At 67.3% G+C, this 16,829-nt stretch carries 18 protein-coding genes and 1 pseudogene; 10 read left to right on the forward strand and 9 right to left on the reverse strand.

Annotated elements, in window-relative coordinates; translation table 11 throughout:
* Positions 1-186, forward strand: a pseudogene (locus A5698_RS28250) (enoyl-CoA hydratase-related protein); the annotation flags it as partial.
* Here the strand turns inward: A5698_RS28250 and A5698_RS25130 are convergent.
* Positions 123-542: an enoyl-CoA hydratase-related protein gene (locus tag A5698_RS25130; RefSeq protein ID WP_084792615.1), complete on the reverse strand. Its 420-nt coding sequence runs from the start codon at positions 540-542 to the stop codon at positions 123-125. The pseudogene A5698_RS28250 and the gene A5698_RS25130 overlap by 64 nt on opposite strands.
* Before the next feature lie 51 nt (positions 543-593).
* Between A5698_RS25130 and A5698_RS25135 the strand changes: the two genes are divergently transcribed.
* The 4 genes from A5698_RS25135 (at position 594) to A5698_RS25150 (ending at position 3,088) form a co-directional block, all read left to right on the forward strand.
* Positions 594-1,157 carry a TetR/AcrR family transcriptional regulator gene (locus tag A5698_RS25135; protein WP_068302638.1) on the forward strand — a complete coding sequence of 188 codons (564 nt, stop codon included), beginning with the start codon at positions 594-596 and terminating at the stop codon, positions 1,155-1,157.
* Positions 1,158-1,242: 85 nt separating this feature from the next.
* Positions 1,243-1,707, forward strand: a complete 465-nt coding sequence (locus A5698_RS25140; protein WP_197506889.1) for a ribonuclease FAU-1 family protein — start codon at positions 1,243-1,245, stop codon at positions 1,705-1,707.
* Positions 1,695-2,477, forward strand: coding sequence for an Fpg/Nei family DNA glycosylase (locus A5698_RS25145; RefSeq protein ID WP_068302550.1), 783 nt, complete (start codon positions 1,695-1,697; stop codon positions 2,475-2,477). Before A5698_RS25140 ends, A5698_RS25145 begins: the two co-directional genes overlap by 13 nt.
* Positions 2,478-2,563: 86 nt before the next feature.
* On the forward strand, positions 2,564-3,088 hold the full coding sequence (locus A5698_RS25150; protein ID WP_068302554.1) for a hypothetical protein: 525 nt from the start codon (positions 2,564-2,566) through the stop codon (positions 3,086-3,088).
* 4 nt (positions 3,089-3,092) lie between these two features.
* Here the strand turns inward: A5698_RS25150 and coaE are convergent, their stop codons facing one another.
* Both coaE and rpsA read right to left on the reverse strand, forming a co-directional pair.
* Positions 3,093-4,304: a dephospho-CoA kinase gene (gene coaE / locus A5698_RS25155; protein ID WP_068302558.1), complete on the reverse strand. Its 1,212-nt coding sequence runs from the start codon at positions 4,302-4,304 to the stop codon at positions 3,093-3,095.
* A gap of 73 nt (positions 4,305-4,377) precedes the next feature.
* Complete coding sequence (rpsA, locus tag A5698_RS25160; protein ID WP_068302562.1) at positions 4,378-5,826, reverse strand: 30S ribosomal protein S1; 1,449 nt, start codon at positions 5,824-5,826, stop codon at positions 4,378-4,380.
* A gap of 167 nt (positions 5,827-5,993) precedes the next feature.
* Between rpsA and A5698_RS25165 the strand changes: the two genes are divergently transcribed.
* Complete coding sequence (locus tag A5698_RS25165) at positions 5,994-7,160, forward strand: PrsW family intramembrane metalloprotease (protein ID WP_068302565.1); 1,167 nt, start codon at positions 5,994-5,996, stop codon at positions 7,158-7,160.
* Positions 7,161-7,163: 3 nt separating this feature from the next.
* On the opposite strand, the gene polA is transcribed toward A5698_RS25165, so the two are convergent.
* Positions 7,164-9,836: a DNA polymerase I gene (gene polA / locus A5698_RS25170; RefSeq protein ID WP_084792618.1), complete on the reverse strand. Its 2,673-nt coding sequence runs from the start codon at positions 9,834-9,836 to the stop codon at positions 7,164-7,166.
* 143 nt (positions 9,837-9,979) lie between these two features.
* The gene (locus A5698_RS25175) at positions 9,980-10,318 is read right to left on the reverse strand and encodes a hypothetical protein (protein ID WP_068302640.1); all 339 of its coding nucleotides are present in this window, start codon (positions 10,316-10,318) and stop codon (positions 9,980-9,982) included.
* A 141-nt stretch (positions 10,319-10,459) separates the two neighbouring features.
* On the opposite strand from A5698_RS25175, the gene A5698_RS25180 reads away from it, so the two are divergent.
* Genes A5698_RS25180 through A5698_RS25195 form a run of 4 tightly spaced genes read left to right on the forward strand, consistent with a single transcriptional unit; the run spans position 10,460 to position 12,975 of the window.
* The gene (locus tag A5698_RS25180; protein WP_068302570.1) at positions 10,460-10,897 is read left to right on the forward strand and encodes a Zn-ribbon domain-containing OB-fold protein; all 438 of its coding nucleotides are present in this window, start codon (positions 10,460-10,462) and stop codon (positions 10,895-10,897) included.
* The gene (locus A5698_RS25185) at positions 10,894-12,093 is read left to right on the forward strand and encodes a lipid-transfer protein (protein WP_067088437.1); all 1,200 of its coding nucleotides are present in this window, start codon (positions 10,894-10,896) and stop codon (positions 12,091-12,093) included. The genes A5698_RS25180 and A5698_RS25185 overlap by 4 nt, the downstream gene beginning before the upstream one ends.
* On the forward strand, positions 12,083-12,757 hold the full coding sequence (locus tag A5698_RS25190) for a YwaF family protein (protein ID WP_068302573.1): 675 nt from the start codon (positions 12,083-12,085) through the stop codon (positions 12,755-12,757). Before A5698_RS25185 ends, A5698_RS25190 begins: the two co-directional genes overlap by 11 nt.
* Positions 12,754-12,975 (forward strand): DUF167 domain-containing protein, encoded by a 222-nt coding sequence (locus A5698_RS25195; RefSeq protein ID WP_068302644.1) that lies wholly within the window; start codon positions 12,754-12,756, stop codon positions 12,973-12,975. Before A5698_RS25190 ends, A5698_RS25195 begins: the two co-directional genes overlap by 4 nt.
* Here A5698_RS25195 and A5698_RS25200 read toward each other — a convergent pair whose 3' ends face one another.
* The 4 genes from A5698_RS25200 to A5698_RS25215 are packed head-to-tail and all read right to left on the reverse strand — an operon-like array spanning position 12,976 to position 16,763.
* A complete protein-coding gene (locus tag A5698_RS25200) occupies positions 12,976-13,743 on the reverse strand; it encodes an ABC transporter ATP-binding protein (RefSeq protein ID WP_068302576.1) in 768 nt (255 codons plus the stop codon).
* The gene (locus A5698_RS25205) at positions 13,727-14,554 is read right to left on the reverse strand and encodes an ABC transporter ATP-binding protein (protein WP_068302578.1); all 828 of its coding nucleotides are present in this window, start codon (positions 14,552-14,554) and stop codon (positions 13,727-13,729) included. The genes A5698_RS25200 and A5698_RS25205 overlap by 17 nt, the downstream gene beginning before the upstream one ends.
* Positions 14,551-15,720 (reverse strand): branched-chain amino acid ABC transporter permease, encoded by a 1,170-nt coding sequence (locus A5698_RS25210; RefSeq protein ID WP_068302581.1) that lies wholly within the window; start codon positions 15,718-15,720, stop codon positions 14,551-14,553. Before A5698_RS25210 ends, A5698_RS25205 begins: the two co-directional genes overlap by 4 nt.
* Positions 15,717-16,763 (reverse strand): branched-chain amino acid ABC transporter permease, encoded by a 1,047-nt coding sequence (locus tag A5698_RS25215; RefSeq protein WP_067088376.1) that lies wholly within the window; start codon positions 16,761-16,763, stop codon positions 15,717-15,719. Before A5698_RS25215 ends, A5698_RS25210 begins: the two co-directional genes overlap by 4 nt.
* Between the last annotated feature and the right edge of the window lie 66 nt (positions 16,764-16,829).

Here is a 16,829-nt window from a genome sequence, read left to right on the forward strand (position 1 = left end):
CCGGTCGTCGCCGCGGCGCACGGGTGGTGCCTGACCCTCGGCATCGAGCTCCTGCTGGCCGCAGACATCCGCATCGCTTCCGAGGACACCCGGTTCGCCCAACTCGAAGTGCAACGTGGCATCTATCCCTTCGGTGGCGCGACGACGCGGCTGCCGCGGGACGCGGGCTGGGGCAACGCGATGCGGATGTCTGCGGCCAGCAGGAGCTCGATGCCGAGGGTCAGGCACCACCCGTGCGCCGCGGCGACGACCGGCTTCGTCCACGGTCGTCCGTCGTTGCGCCAGGGATTGCGCGCGTCGGCGGGCCACTCCATCACGCCGCCGACCAACCGAGGTGCGACGTCGACGAGATCCAGGGCTGCGGTGAAGTGGTCCCCCATGGCGTAGAGCACACCGACCCACAGCTCGTTGTCGCGTTCCAGCCGCTCGTAAGCGCGACCCAGCTCTTCCAGCATTTCGATGTTGAAGGCATTTCGCTTCGCGGGCCTGTTGAGCCCCATCAGGAGGAGGTGGCCGCGTCGCTCGACTATGACAGTTGGCATAATACAGAGCTTACTATGATGGTCGTCATAGCCAGTGACAGTCGCAGCAAGATGATTCAGAGTGCCGCCCTGCTGTTCCGCGAGAACGGCTACAGCGGCACCGGTTTTCGTGACGTCGTCGCCCACAGCGGGGCGCCGCGCGGTTCGATCTACCACCACTTCCCCGGCGGCAAGGAACAGCTCGCCGCCGACACGGTGGCCTGGGCGGCCGACGTGATCGAACGCCGGATCCAGCGCGCGACCAAAAGCGGCGATCCCATCGCGGCGCTCGACATGTTCGTCGAGTCCTGGCGGGAGATCCTCGAGGACAGCGCTTTCCACGCGGGATGCCCGGTCGTCGCTGTCGCCGTGGAGGCCCATGCGGGATCCGCGGCGACCAGCGCGGCCGCCGAGGCGTTCACGCGATGGCAGGACCTGATCGCGAAGTCGTTGCTCGATGCGGGTGTCGGTCGCGCCGAGGCTCGCCGATTGGCCACGCTCGTGATCGCCGGTGTCGAGGGAGCGATCCTGTTGTCCCGGGCCCGGCGCGACATCCGGCCGCTGCGCGACGTGCATCGGGCTCTGGAGGAAACGCTGCAGACCGCGATCTCCCCGCATGGTCGCGCCGACCGCTGACCCTCCCTATCCTGATCTCATCCACGCTCCCAAACACGAGACGTTCGACCTCGCCGCCCGCACCAACACCGATCCAAAGGGCATCGTGCGGGCCGTCGACGTCTACACGGTCCATCCGTGGGGCCTCTACATGGCCCGGCCGACCCCGGGGCGAGCGCAGTTCCACTACCTGGAGTCCTGGCTTCTGCCGTCGCTGCGGCTGCGGGCGACGGTGTTCCACTTCAACCCCGGTCACGAACGGGACCAGGACTACTACCTCGATGTCGGCGACTACCGGCCGGGTCAGCAGGTCTGGCACTCCGAGGACCACTACCTCGATCTGGTGGTCCGCACCGGGCGAGGTGTGGAACTGCACGACGTCGACGAACTGCTCACCGCGGTGCGCCACAACCTGCTGACGCCCGAGACCGGCGAGCGGGCGGTCCAGACCGCCGTGGCGGCGATCGACGGTCTGTCCCGCCACGACTACGACCTCAACCGCTGGCTCGCGGCCCAGGGCATGCCGCTGATCTGGCGGGGCGACGAGTACCAGCTGCCATGCCCGAACTAGCCGACGTCGAAGGCTTCCGCCGGGACCTGGCGCGCGCGCTGCCCGGGCGCCGTGTCCGCGGCGTCGATGTGCGCGATGCGGGAGTGCTGCGCAACACCAGCGCACGATCGCTGACCCGCAACCTGACCGGCCGTACCTTCGGCCGGCCCCGCCGGCACGGCAAATGGCTGATACTGCCGACGGATGGTTCCGCGCTGCTGGTGCACAGCGGGATGACCGGCAAGCCGTACTACGTGGACGGCGACGACGACACCAGACACGTGCGGCTGGTCATCGACCTCGACCGGGGCGAGTTCCGCTACGCGGACCTGCGCAAGCTCCGCGGCGTGTGGCTGCTGCCCGCCGACGAAGACATCGGCGAGGTGACCGGCGCGCAGGGACCCGACGCCTTGCATCTCGACCTGCGTACGTTCCGCGAGCTGCTGCGGGGACGGCGGGGACGCCTGAAACCGACGCTGATGGACCAGGCCGTCGTCGCCGGCCTGGGCAACCTTCTCGTCGACGAGATCCTGTGGCGCACGCGGCTGTCGCCGAAACTGCCGGTGCCCGCGCTGGCCGACGACGACGTCAAACGCCTCCACGAGTCGATGCGGCGCGTGCTCGACACCGCGGTCCGGCACGGCCGGGTGCCGGACCTGCCGCGGTGGCTGACCGGCAATCGGGACACCGCGGACCCCACGTGTCCGCGCTGCGGCACCCGGCTCGCCCGCGGCCGCATCGCCGGTAGGACGTCTGTGTGGTGCCCGCACTGCCAGCCGGAGCCCGAGTAACGAACCGCCTGCACACAGCGATCTTGATCCCGATGGACACCGCTTCGAATTTGTCTGCGCAGGTACGGTCGGTATTCTTTCGTCCCATGGGCCCCACCAATCGCATGTGGACCGCTGGCGTCGCGGTCGCGGCCATGCTCGTGGGCTCGGTGTTGTCCGCGGGAGCCGCCACGGCGCAACCGAGCGTCGAGACCGAGGTCGCACCCGCGCCTCCGGCGCCCGGGATCCTGCACAACGTGATCTACCGGGCCCGTGCGGACGGCACGTCCCGCGGTGCGGTGGTCGCGTACAAGATGGACGACCAGAACGTCAACAGCGCGCAGCCGACGCTGCTGCCGGGCCAGACGTTTGAGGTGAACGCGGTGCTGGCCGATCCGAAGCTGGCCGGCATGGAGATCTCCATCGAGTGGCCCTACGGCTCCAACCTGCACTGCGAGATCCTCGTCGACGACCAGGTGGTGGCCAAGGCCGACCAGTTCATCGCGCCGCGCCTCCTGCGGCCGAAGGACGACCCGATGTACGGGGTGCTGCAGTGCGGCGCGCCGCTGAACCTGCCGGCCGACGGGGCCGCGCCCGCGACGCCCGGCGTCGGCACACCGCCACAGGCCTAGCGCCTCACGGTCGCCAGCCCGTGGCGTCGGCCCAGTCCCACGCGCGCCGGTACGCGTCGAGGAACCAGGGCTCCTTGGCCTCGGCGTACGCGCCCACAGAGACATGCCCCTCCCCGGCCACCCGCCGTTTCAACGACAGGTAGTCGGCCTGGACACCGGGGTTGGCCCGCACCCAGTCGACGAAGAGAAGCGCGAACTGCTGCCCCGGCCACCCGTCGACACGGACATGGACGTTGGTCGGCCGGCCAGGGTCGGCGGAGCTGTGAACACGCTTGTGCCACAACGATTCATCGTTGGAGTGATCGAATTCACCGACCGTGCTGCGCGCATCCGGCTTACCGACGTCGGTCGTGATCGGCAGTCGAACGTAGCCCGCCGCCTTCAGCGCATCTTCGAGTTCGTCGGCGTCTGCGAGCGACCTGACCGTCACCTGGATGTCGATCACGTCCTTACCGTCCATCCCCGGCACCGCGGTGGAGCCGATGTGGTCGATGCGCACCGCGCGGTGTCCGCAGGCCGTGTTGAGCCGCGCCACGATGCGCCGCGCCTGGTCGGGCCACGACGGGTCATACGGCACCACAGCGGGTTTCGACTGCGCAGGCCTGTTCTCGTGCACGTTGCGGGCGAACGGCATTATGCGCTCGTGCCACAGCACACGGGCCTTCTCGACCAGTTCCCCCGCCGTACCGGAGTTGTCGAGCCAGACGTCGGCGACGGCGCGGCGCTGTTCCTCCGTGGCCTGCGCGGCGATCCGCGCACGGGCGTCCTCCTCGGTGAAGCCCCGATGCTCGATGAGGCGCGCGATCCGCGTCTCGGTGTCGGCGTGCACGATCATCACCAACGGAAACATCGGCGCCATACCGGATTCGACGAGCAGCGGGATGTCCTCGATGATCACGGCGTCCTCCGAGGCGGCCGCGATCAGTTCCGATCGACGGTGGGCCACCAGCGGATGCACGATCCCGTTGAGGGTCTGACGCTTCTCCTCGTCGCTGAACGCGATCGCCGCGAGCGCGGGACGATTCAACGCGCCGTCGTCGTGCAGGATCTCGCGGCCGAACGCGTCGACCAGCTTGGCCAATCCCTCTGTCCCGGGTTCGACGACCTCGCGGGCGATCACGTCGCCGTCGACGACGATCCCCCCGAGCTCACTGAACGTCGCGGACACGGTCGATTTCCCGGCGCCGATCCCGCCGGACAGCCCAATGCGCAGCACCGCACCAGTCTGTCAGGGCCGGTCGACGACGAAGGCCCCGGCTCACCGAGCCGGGGCCTTCGATCGTGATGACTTAGGCGTTGCCTGCGAGCTTCTCGCGCAGCGCCGCGAGCTGGGCATCGCTGGCCAGCGAGCCTCCCGCGGACTGCTCCTCGCCGCGTGATGCACCGTTGGATCGCGAAACGGACGCCTCCGCAGCTTCAGCTTCAGCGGCGGCGACCTTCTCCATCTGCGCGGTGTGCATCTTGTGGCGACGCTCGGCCTCGGCGTAGCGGGACTCCCACTCCTCCCGCTGCTTCTCGTAGCCCTCGAGCCATTCGTTGGTCTCGGGATCGAAGCCCTCGGGGAAGATGTAGTTGCCCTGCTCGTCGTAGCTGTCGGCCATGCCGTACTTCGACGGGTCGAACTCCTCGGTGTAATCCTCGTTGGCCTGCTTGAGGCTCAGCGAGATGCGGCGACGCTCCAGGTCGATGTCGATGACCTTGACCATCGCGTCGTCGCCGACCTGCACCACCTGGTCCGGGACCTCGACGTGCCGCTCGGAGAGCTCCGAGATGTGCACCAGACCCTCGATGCCCTCCTCGACGCGAACGAACGCGCCGAACGGCACCAGCTTGGTGACCTTGCCCGGCACGATCTGGCCGATCGCGTGGGTACGCGCGAAGTGGCGCCACGGATCTTCCTGAGTCGCCTTGAGCGACAACGAAACCCGCTCGCGATCCATGTCGACGTCGAGCACCTCGACGGTGACCTCGTCGCCCACCTGAACCACCTCGGACGGGTGGTCGATGTGCTTCCAGGACAGCTCGGAGACGTGCACCAGGCCGTCGACACCGCCGAGATCGACGAACGCGCCGAAGTTGACGATGCTGCTGACGACACCCTTGCGGATCGCGCCCTTCTGCAGCTGGTTGAGGAACTCGCTGCGAACCTCGGACTGGGTCTGCTCCAGCCAGGCGCGGCGGGAGAGCACCACGTTGTTGCGGTTCTTGTCGAGCTCGATGATCTTGGCCTCGATCTCCTTGCCGATGTACGGCTGCAGATCGCGGACACGACGCATCTCGACCAGCGACGCCGGCAGGAAGCCGCGCAGGCCGATGTCGAGGATCAGGCCGCCCTTGACGACCTCGATGACGGTGCCCTTGACGGCCTCGTCCTTCTCTTTGAGCTCTTCGATGGTGCCCCAGGCCCGCTCGTACTGAGCGCGCTTCTTGGACAGGATCAGGCGGCCTTCCTTGTCCTCCTTGGTGAGGACCAGAGCTTCGACCTCATCACCGACGGACACAACCTCGTTGGGGTCGACGTCGTGCTTGATGGAGAGCTCACGGGAGGGAATGACGCCTTCGGTCTTGTAACCGATGTCGAGCAGGACCTCGTCACGGTCAACCTTGACGATGGTTCCCTCGACGATGTCGCCATCGTTGAAGTACTTGATGGTCTTGTCGATGGCGGCGAGAAAGTCCTCGCTCGAGCCGATGTCGTTGACGGCTACTTGCGGCGAGGTGACGGAGGGACTTGGCATGTGGTGGGTTGCTCCGGACAGGTTTGATCGTAGGGACTAAGGGACTCGAGTTATTGGTGTTACCCGCCGCAGAAGAATGCAAAAACCACAGACAGGTACCCGTAGAGGTTACTCGACTGGGCACATGCTGGACAAACCCGGTCCCCACAGGCCGCTAGTCTGCTCTGGTGTCACATCCCGGCGCACCGCATCCCGCCTGGCTTCCAGCACCGCCGTTCCAACGCAAAGTCCGCAAGGTCGGGGCACCCCTCGCGGTGCTCATCCTGCTCGGCACCGTGGCCGGACTGATCATCGTCGGCCTGACCGCGCTGAACCCGGTCGGCGCCGGCATCGGGCTGGTCCTGTCGAGCCTGGCCATGGTGGTCGTGGTCCTGGCGTACGTATGGCTGGACCGGTTCGAGCCCGAACCGCCGCGGTTGTTGGCCTTCGCGTTCCTGTGGGGCGCCTCGGTCGCGGTGGTGCTGTCCGTGCTTCTGGGGCTCTACCTCGAGTCGCTGATCGTGCGGGGCGACTCCGACGGCGTCAGCGCGGTGTCGGTGGTGGTCATCGCGCCGATCATCGAGGAAGCGGCCAAGGGCGCGTTCCTGCTGGTCATGATGACCGGACGGCGCCGCCGTGAGCTGAACTCGCTGACCGACTGCCTGGTCTACGCCGGGTTGGTCGGCGCCGGCTTCGCCTGGCTGGAGGACATCCTCTACATCGCCAGCGGTGAATCGCTCGGCGACTCGCTTCTGACCGCAGCGCTGCGCCTGGTGATGGCACCGTTCGCGCATTCGCTGTTCACGACGTTCTTCGGCATCGGCGTCTACTTCGCGCTGCAGCGCCGCACGACGGCCGTCAAGGTCGGCGTCCTCGCGCTGGGCTATCTGGCGGCGGTGTTCACCCACGCGCTGTGGAACGGGTCGTCGCTGCTGGGCATCGGCTGGTATTTCGGCGTCTACCTCTACTGGATGATGCCGCTGTTCGCGTTGGCGATCGTCCTCGGCGTGCAGAGCCGCCGGCGCGAGCAGGCGATCGTCGCCGGCAAGCTCCCCGGCATGGTGCAGGCCGGTCTGGTGACTCCCAACGAGGCCACGTGGCTGGCCTCGCTTCGACAGCGCAAGCTGGTGCTCGCGCAGGCCGGTAGGCAGGGCGGACGACCCGCGCGCAAGGCGGTCAAGCGGTTCGCCGCCCAGGTCGTCGAGTTGGCGTTCGTGCGCGACCGCATCGACCGCGGGTTCGGCGACCCGCGCGTGCAGGCGATGCTGGTCGAGGAGGCCTACGCCCTCTACGCCGTACGCGCGTCGACTCCGGCGCTACACGCCCTGGCCGGGTACCGCGCACCGGCACGCTGACGATCAGTGGGCTGCGGTGTCCCAGCTGCGGCCGTAGCCGACCGACACCTCCAGCGGCACGTCGAGCGGATAGGCGTTGCCCATCTGCTCGCGGACCAGGGCCTCGAGCGCGTCCCGCTCCCCCTCGGCGACCTCGAAGAGCAGTTCGTCGTGCACCTGCAGCAGCATGCGCGACTTCAGGCCGGCGTCCTTGAGCGCGGTATCGACGTTGATCATCGCGACCTTGATGATGTCGGCCGCGCTGCCCTGGATCGGCGCGTTGAGCGCGGCACGTTCGGCGGCCTCGCGCACGTTGCGGTTGCTGCTGTCCAGCTCCGGCAGGTAGCGCCGCCTGCCGAACACGGTCGAGGTGTAACCGTCCTTGCGCGCCTGATCCACCACGTCGCGCAGGTAGTCGCGCACCCCACCGAACCGGTCGAAGTACTGCTCCATCTGCACCTTGGCCTCTTCGGTCGAGATCTTCAGCTGCGCGGCCAGCCCGTACGCGCTCAGTCCGTAGGCAAGCCCATAGGACATGGCCTTGACGCGGCGCCGCAGCTCCGCGGTGACCTCATCGATGGGTACCGAGAACGCGCGTGATGCGACGAAAGAGTGGAGGTCTTCGCCGGTGTTGAAGGCCTCGATCAGCCCCTCGTCCTTGGACAGGTGCGCCATGATCCGCATCTCGATCTGGCTGTAGTCGGCCGTCATCAGCTCCGAATAGCCCTTGCCGACGACGAACGCGTCGCGGATGCGCCGGCCGGCATCGGTGCGGATGGGGATGTTCTGCAGGTTCGGCTCGGTGGACGACAGCCGGCCGGTCGCCGCGATCGTCTGATTGAACGTGGTGTGAATGCGGCCGTCGGACGCCACGGAATTGAGCAGCCCGTCGACGGTGACCTTCAGCCGCGTGGCGTCCCGGTGCGCCAGCAGATGCTGCAGGAACGGGTGGCCGGTCTTGTCGAAGAGCGACTGCAGGGCGTCGGCGTCGGTGGTGTAGCCGGTCTTGGTGCGCTTGGTCTTCGGCATCTCCAGCTCGTCGAACAGCACCACCTGCAACTGCTTCGGGGAGCCGAGGTTGATCTGCTTGCCGATCACCGCGTACGCCGCCTCGGCCGCGTCGCGGATCAGGTCGGCGAACTCGCTCTGCAGCTGGCCGAGCTGCTCGAGATCCACCGCGATGCCCGCCGTCTCCATCTCGGTCAGCACGCGCTGAACCGGCAACTCCATGTTGTTGAGCAGCGCCAGTGAGTCGATGCGAGCGAGCTCCTCGTCGAGCGCGTCGGCCAGGTCCATCACGGCGCTGGCCCGCAGGATCACGGTCTGCACCGCCTGGTCGTCGACGCCCCCCGCTTCGTTCAAGCTGTCGTCGAGCAACGAAAGCTGTTGTTGCTCAGGGTTTTCAGCGCGAAGCTCACGCTTCAGGTACCGCAGCGACAGATCGTCGAGCGTGAAGCTGCGCTGACCGGGCCGGACCAGATATGCCGCCAGTGCGGTGTCGGAGGTGACGCCGGCGAGCTTCCACCCGCGGCCCTCGAGGTCGTGCATCGCCAGCTTGGCCTCATGCAGGGCCTTCGGCGGGCCGGGGTCGGCGAGCCAGGACGCCAGGGCGGCCTCGTCCTCGGTGGTCAACGTCGAGGTGTCGATGTAGCGTCCGTCGCCGTCCGGGGCGACGATGCCCAACGCCGTCGCGTCGGCGTCGAAGGCCAGATGCGTGCCGACGACCGCCAATCCGAACCGCTTGCCCGAGCTGTGCTCGGCGAGCCACGCCGCGAGCTCCCCCGGCTCGAGCGCCTGCCCGCGCACATCGAAGCCCTGGTCGACCTCGGGATCCGCGGAGGCCAGCGTGTCGAACAGCCGATCGCGCAGGACGCGGAACTCGAGATCGTCGAACAGCCGGTGGATCTGGTCGCGGTCCCACGGCTGCATGCGCAGGGTGTCGGGCGTTTGGGGCAGCGGCACGTCGCGGACCAGATCGGTCAGCTCGCGGTTCAGCACGACGCTCGACAGGTTGGCCCGCAGCGCGTCGCCGACCTTGCCCTTGACGGTGTCGACGTTGTCGACCAGCGCCTGCAACGAGCCGAACTCCGCTATCCACTTGGTCGCCGTCTTCTCCCCGACGCCGGGGATGCCGGGAAGGTTGTCGCTGGGGTCACCGCGCAGGGCCGCGAAATCCGGGTACTGCTGCGGCGTCAACCCGTACTTCTCGACCACTGCCTCCGGCGTGAACCGGGTCAGCTCGCTGACGCCCTTGCGCGGGTACAGCACCGTGACGTCGTCGCTGACGAGTTGCAGCGAGTCACGGTCGCCGCTGACGACCAGCACCCGGTAGCCGCCCTGCTCGGCCTGCGTGGCGAGTGTGGCGATGATGTCGTCGGCCTCGAAGCCCGGTTCGGCGAGCACCGTGATGCCCAGCGCGCCGAGCACCTCCTTGGTGATGTCGATCTGCCCGCGGAACTCGTCCGGCGTCGTCGAGCGGCCGGCCTTGTACTCCGGGTATTTGTCCACGCGGAACGTCTGCCGGGATACGTCGAACGCGGCCGCGATATGACTGGGCTGCTCGTCGCGCAGCAGGTTGATCAGCATCGCGGTGAACCCGTACACCGCGTTGGTGGTGAGCCCGCCCTGCGTCTTGAAGTTCTCGGCGGGCAATGCGTAGAACGCCCGGTAGGCCAGCGAATTGCCGTCGAGCAACATCAATGTCGGCTTCTGGTCGGTCGATTCCGACCCTGCCTTCTGGGATGCCGTCTTCTTGCCGGTGGCGGTGGTGGCTGGGCTCACGGCCCTACTCTAGGCACCGCCGCCGACACCAACATGCCCGCGGGCGGTTGCCGATGGGGTCAGTAACCGAGGAGCTTGCGGAACTGCTGACCGACGGCCATCGACTGGCCCATTCGCTGCACCCAACCGTCGAGGGCCGCCTTCGTGTCGCCCAGATTCCAGCCGCGCTCCGAGGCGATCGCGATCATGCCGGCTTCGTCGGTGACGCCGCGCGCACCGGCCTCGCGGGCGAGGTCGGCGTAGTCCTGAAGCGAGACGCCGTGGATCGGCTCCCAGATCGGGTCGTCGGCGGCCACCGACCGCGTCGACGGACCTCCGAACAGCGCGGTGTCGATCGGACCCGCCCCGCGCACGTGCACCATGCCGTCCGCGGACCTGGCCTTCCTGAACAGTCCCATCATTTCCTCCGATCTCCGTTGTCCGGCGGCGGATCCGACCGGCGGAACCCACTCCACCCCGCGCCGACGGCTACCGATCCCAACCTCCCGCTGAACTGGAACACGTTTCAGTTCTGCTTAGTGACTCGGTACGCTGAGCCGGTGTCAGCTTCCACTCAGTCCGCGATCGACGGCTGGTTCGCCACCGACGGATCCGGAGCGCCCTATCTGATCGGCGGCAAGTGCCACCAGTGCGGCACGTATGTGTTCCCGCCCCGTGCCAACAACTGCCCCAACCCCGCATGCGACGGTGACGAGCTCGCACAGGTTCCGCTGTCGCGGCGCGGGACGCTGTGGAGTTACACCGAGAACCGCTACGCTCCCCCGCCGCCGTATCCGGCGTCCGATCCCTTCGAACCGTTCGCGGTAGCGGCGGTGCAGCTCGCCGACGAAGGGCTGATCGTGCTCGGCAAAGTCATCGAAGGCACCTTGGCCGCCGACCTGAAGGTCGGGATGGAGATGCAACTGACCACGATGCCGCTGTTCGTCGACGACGACGGCGTCGAACGCGTCGTCTACGCATGGAGGCCTGCGTCATGAGTCCCGAACCGCTGTACATCCTCGGCGCCGGCATGCACCCGTGGGGGAAATGGGGCCGAGACTTCACCGAATACGGCGTCGTGGCAGCGCGGTCGGCGTTGGCCGAGGCGGGTCTGGACTGGCAACAGATCCAGCTCGTCGCCGGCGCGGACACGATCCGCAACGGCTACCCGGGTTTCGTCGCCGGCTCGACATTCGCGCAGAAGCTCGGCTGGAACGGTGTGCCCGTGTCGTCGAGTTACGCCGCGTGCGCCAGCGGATCGCAGGCGTTGCAGAGCGCCCGCGCCCACATCCTCGCCGGATTCTGCGACGTGGCGCTCGTGATCGGTGCGGACACCACCCCGAAGGGTTTCTTCGCCCCGGTCGGCGGTGAGCGCAAGAACGACCCGGACTGGCAGCGCTTCCACCTGATCGGCGCCACCAACACCGTCTACTTCGCCCTGCTGGCGCGCCGCCGCATGGACCTCTACGGGGCCACCCTCGAGGACTTCGCCGCGGTGAAGGTCAAGAACGCCAAGCACGGGCTCGACAACCCGAACGCCCGCTACCGCAAGGAATCCACGATCGAGGACGTGCTCGCCAGTCCTGTGGTCTCCGACCCCCTTCGGCTGCTTGACATCTGCGCGACGTCGGACGGCGCGGCCGCGCTGGTGGTGGCGAGCAAGTCGTTCACCGAGAAGCACCTCGGGTCCGTCGACGGAGTGCCCTCGGTGCGCGCGATCAGCACGGTCACACCGCAGTACCCGCAGCATCTGCCCGAATTGCCGGACATCGCAACCGATTCCACGGCCGTGGTGAACGCACCGGAGCGGGTGTTCAAGGACCAGATCCTCGACGCCGCCTACGCCGAGGCCGGAATCGGCCCCGAGGACCTGAGCCTGGCCGAGGTGTACGACCTGTCCACCGCGCTGGAACTCGACTGGTACGAGCATCTGGGCCTGTGCCCCAAGGGCGAGGCCGAACAACTGCTGCGCAGCGGCGCGACGGCGATCGGCGGGAAGATCCCGGTGAACCCGTCCGGCGGCCTGGCCTGCTTCGGCGAAGCCATTCCAGCACAAGCCATCGCGCAGGTCTGCGAACTGACCTGGCAGCTGAAGGGACAGGCCACCGGCCGCCAGGTCGAGGGTGCCAAGGTCGGCGTCACCGCCAACCAAGGCCTGTTCGGGCACGGCTCGTCCGTGATTGTTGCTCGCTAGGCAGTTCGAACCGTACGGCCCCTCCTACTGGGGCGCCATCGCGGTGTTCGCGGTGGGCGCGGCGCTGCTCGTGTGGGTCGGTCGCCGCGCCACCACCACGCAAGCACGGCGGCTGGGCCGCGGACTCGGTGGGCTGACCGCGGTGATCTACGGCGCGATCCTGGTCTACAACCTGGTGCCGCCGACGCTGGCCGGTTCGGTGCCGCTCCAGCTCACCGACCTCGCGACCGTCGTCGCGGCCTACGCGTTGTGGACCCAGCGGCAGTGGGCCTACGCACTGACCTACTACTGGGGTCTGGTGTTGAGCGTCCAGGCGTTGATCTCACCGGTGTTGCGGGGCCCCGACTTTCCGCACTACCGCTTCCTGGCGTTCTACGCGATCCACCTGCTGGTGGTGTGGGCGGCCATCTATCTGACGTGGGGACGCGGAATGCGGCCCGGCTGGCGAGACTTCCGACTGGCGGTGGTCGTCACGGGCGCGTGGGCCGTGGTGACCCTGGTGTTCAACAGGATCGCCGACACGAACTACGGCTTCACCAATTACAAGCCGGAAACCGCTTCGGTGTTGGACATTCTCGGCCCGTGGCCGGTGTACATCGTGAGCACCGCAGCCCTCGTCTTCGCCGTGTGGGCGCTGATGACGTGGCCGTGGGTGCGGCGATGATCGTGGCGGTCCGGGTCAAGCCCGGCAGCGCCAAGGGCCCGCTGGTCGAGGTCGACGACGCCGGCGAGCTGACCGTGTACGTGCGTGAGCAGGCCGTCGAGGGCAAGGCGACCAAGGCCGTCACCGAGCTGCTCGCCCAGCATTTCGGTGTCGCGCCCAGCCGGGTGAAACTGATCTCGGGCGCCACCTCGCGGATCAAACGCTTCGAGGTCGGCTGATCAGGCGACGCCGAGGTAGGCCGCGCGAATGCTGTCGTCGGCCAACAGCTCTCGGGCGACGCCGGTGCGGGTGACCTCACCGGTCTCGAGGATGTATGCCCGGTCCGACCGGCTCAACGCCTGCTGGGCGTTCTGCTCCACCAACAGCACCGTGGTGCCCTGGGCGTTGATCTCGGCGATGATCTTGAATATCTGCGAGATCACCATCGGCGCCAGGCCCATCGACGGTTCGTCGAGCAGCAGCACCCGCGGCCGGGCCATCAACGCACGGCCGATCGCGAGCATCTGCTGCTCACCACCGGACAGCGTGCCGCCGACCTGATTGCGGCGTTCGGCCAGCCGCGGAAACGTCTCCAGAATCCAGTCGAGTCGTTCCCTGTGCTCAGCCCGTGAGGCGAATTTCCGTCCATAGCAGCCCATTTCGAGGTTCTCGACAACCGTCATGCCCGGGAACACCCCGCGGCCCTCGGGCGCCTGCACCAGCCCCTTGATCGCCCTTTTGTGTGCCTTGACCTTGCTGATGTCCTGGCCCTCGAACCAGATGGAGCCCGCCGTCAGCGGCAGCAGTCCCGAGATCGCGCGCATGGTGGTCGTTTTCCCTGCGCCGTTGGAGCCGAGCAGCGTCACGAGCTCGCCCTCGTGCACCGTCAGCGAGATACCGTGCAGCGCACGTATTCTGCCGTACTGCACGACGATGTCGCGCAACTCCAGCACGACGGGGCGCTCGACGTTCGGCTCGTCATTCGGCCTTTCATTCAAGGCTGTCATCGGGCACCCCCAGATAGGCTGCGATGACCTTCGGGTCCTCGCGGATCTCGGACGGCAGACCGTCGGCGATCTTGCGCCCGAACTCGAGCACCACGATGCGATCGGTCACGCCCATCACCAGCCGCATATCGTGCTCGATCAGCAGCACCGTGTAGCCGTCGTCGCGAATCCTCTGGATCAGCTCGATCAGCGCGGCCTTCTCGCGCGGGTTGAACCCGGCCGCCGGCTCGTCCAGGCACAACAGCTTCGGTTCGGTGGCCAGTGCGCGGGCGATCTCGAGCCGGCGCTGATCCCCGTACGGCAGGTTCTTCGCCTTCTCCTCGCCGCGGTGGGCGATCCCGACGAAATGGAGTAGCGCAGCGGATCTTTCGATCGCCGACCGCTCTTCGCGGCGGTGGCGCGGCGTTCGGACCAATGCGCCGGGCACCGAGGTGAAGTGCCGGGCATCGGTGCCGACCATGACGTTCTCCAGGGCGGTCATCTCGCCCCACAGCCGGATGTTCTGAAAGGTGCGCGCGATACCTCGCCGTGTGATCTGGTGGCGTTTGATCCGGCCCAGCGGCGCGCCATCGAACATGACGGCCCCCGAGGTGGGGCGGTACACCCCGGTGATCGCGTTGAAGCACGTCGTCTTGCCCGCACCGTTGGGTCCGATCATGCCGAGGATCTCCCCGCGTCGGATGTCGAACGACACCGAGTCCAGCGCGGTCAGCCCCCCGAATTTCATCGTGAGATTGGTTGTCTTCAGCAGGATCTCGCCTTCGGCGGCCTGGATGTCGCGGTGGACGCCCGCCAGTTCCTCGATGGTCATCGCGCGGAATCCTTCTCCGGCGAGCGCAGCAGGTCGCGTGCGGCCTTGCCGTATGCCAGCAGCTGCGCTCGGGCCGGGAACAGACCCTGCGGCCGGAAGATCATCAGCATCACCAGCGCCAGACCGAAGAACAGGTACTTCAGGTCACCGAGGTTGATGCCGAGGAATTCGACACCCAGCAGCCGGTTCGGCAGGTAGACGATGACGAACGCGCCCACCACCACGCCAAGCTTGTTGCCCTGCCCGCCGAGCACCACTGCGCACAGGAACAGCATCGAGTTGATGATGTTGAACGTCGGCGGCGCGACGAACTGCACCTGGCCCGCGTACAGCGCCCCGGACAGCCCGCCGATCGCCGCGCCGATCACGAACGCCCACAGCTTGAACCGGAACGTGTTGACGCCCATCACCTCCGCGGCGTCCTCGTCCTCCCGGATCGCGATCCAGGCGCGGCCGACGCGGCTGCGTTCGAGGTTCCCGACCAGCAGCAGGATCCCGATCATCAGGATGATGCCGAGCCAGAACCACCACGTGCCGTAGTTGGCGTCGCCCGCGGAGTTGCCGCTCGAGAAGACTCCGTCGGGCACGCGGTCGGTCGCGCCGATCCGCGGGTAGGCGACCTCGTTGAGGCCACGGGGCCCGTTGGTCACCTCGGCGAGGTTGTCGGCCAGAAGCCGGATGATCTCGCCGAAGCCCAGCGTGACGATCGCCAGGTAGTCCCCGCGCAGCCTCAGCGTCGGTGTGCCCAGGATCAAACCGGTCAGTGCGGTGATGGCCATCGCCAGCGGCACACACGCCAACCACGCCCAGTGCTCGTTGAACCATCCGGTGGGTCCCATCTTGTTCCACGGGCTGTTGGGGCTGGTGAGCAGCGCGACGGTGTACGCGCCGACGGCGTAGAAGCCGACGTAGCCGAGGTCGAGCAGGCCCGCCTGGCCGACGACGACGTTGAGGCCGATCGCGATGATCGCGACCATCGCGAACTGGGCCATGGTGCCGCCGAAGCTGATGTTCGGCGTGGTCAAAAACGGCGGCGGGAACATGGGCAACAGCGCCAGCAGGCCGAAGGCGACCGCGCCGAAGCCCCACTTCTGTACGCGGGAAAGCCCGTCCCACCGACGACGCAACGCGTCGCCGGGCGCCAGGAGTTTCTCGCCGGTCTTCATGCTCGCGCCTTCCCGAGGCTTTCGCCGAGTATCCCCGTCGGCCGGAAGAACAGAACGAGAACGAGCAGGACGAACGCGACGACGTCGCGCCACTGCGTACCGAACACCGCCTGCCCGTAGTTCTCCATGATGCCGAGCAGCAGACCGCCCAGCAGGGCGCCGCGCAGGTTGCCGATGCCGCCGAGGACCGCGGCCGAGAACGCCTTGATGCCGAGCAGGAATCCGCCGGAGTAGATGATGCCTTGCGGAACCTTCAGCGTGTACAGCAGCGCGGCCGCCCCGGCCAGCAGACCGCCGATCAAGAACGTCAGCATGATGATGCGTTCCCGTGAGACGCCCATCAGGGTCGCGGTGTCCGGGTCTTGGGCCACCGCCCGGATCCCGCGGCCGAACTTGGTTCGGTTGATGGTCAGATCGGTCATCAGCGCGAGCACCAGCGCAGCGCCGACGATGATTAGCGTGATGTTGGAGACCGCGGACCCGAAGACGGTGAACTGCGTCTGCGGTGCGACGAGCCGGATCGGTTGTTGTGCGTTGGAGCCGCCGTACCCGTCGATGATCTTCGGCAGGATGAAGTGCACGAACTCCTGCAGCACGAACGACATACCGATGGCGGTGATCAGGAACGACAGGCGTTCGGCCTTGCGGCGGCGCAGCGGCCGGTATGCCACCGCCTCCAAACCGATTGCGGTTGCACCGGATACCGCCATCGCGAACAGCATCGCGATCGCCAGATACAGGATCGTGAGCGCGACGCCTTTGTTGTAGGTGTTACCGCTCGGCGTGAAGCCCAGGATCATGTCGAGGCAGAAGTACGCGCCGAACATGCCGAACATGAACACTTCCGAATGCGCGAAGTTGATCAGTTTCAGCACGCCGTAGACCAGCGTGTAGCCGACCGCCACCAGTGCGTAGATCGCGCCCCAGGACAGCCCGTCGATCGTCAACTGCCAGAAGCCGTCTCGCAACCCGTCCAGGTTGAAGCTGATGTTGGCGGCCAGGCAGGTGTACTGGTCGACGCACTCGGGTGGGATCCCGGTCATCCGGTGGCGGCTCCTCGCGGGAACGGGCCTCTAGCGAAAACGCGTCCGAGCCTTTCGGCCTCGGAC

Origin of the sequence: Mycobacterium sp. E136 (assembly GCF_001666865.1) — a bacterium.
Lineage (GTDB): Bacteria > Actinomycetota > Actinomycetes > Mycobacteriales > Mycobacteriaceae > Mycobacterium.